Consider the following 306-nt stretch of genomic DNA (forward strand, 5'->3'; position numbering starts at 1 on the left):
AGCTAGTGCAGATAAAGCTTTAGCTTTGCTCATGCGCTTTTGAAAGCGTTGCAATAATTGTTGAGCGCCCGAGTTGCCTCTGAGGTACAAAACCGCCGCTTCAGAGAAGGCCCATTTGAGGTGGGCATTGCCGATTTTGTTGCCTTGCGTGCCATAGATTTTGCCGGCGGATTCGGCTTTGCATTTGATAAGCCGGGCGTAAGAAGCAAATTTTTGAACCGACTCGAAGCGTTGAATATCGCCGATTTCGTAGAGGATGGTCAGCGCGAGTATGCGACCAATACCTGGGATTGTTTTTAGCAGGTA

The 306-nt window shown here is 48.7% G+C and carries 1 protein-coding gene; it reads right to left on the reverse strand.

The annotated features are described in order from the left end of the window. On the reverse strand, nt 1–306 hold a 306-nt coding region (locus DQW12_RS13380; RefSeq protein ID WP_157957934.1), incomplete at both ends, for a transposase.

It is taken from the genome of Aliidiomarina celeris, assembly GCF_003316875.1.
Lineage (GTDB): Bacteria > Pseudomonadota > Gammaproteobacteria > Enterobacterales > Alteromonadaceae > Aliidiomarina > Aliidiomarina celeris.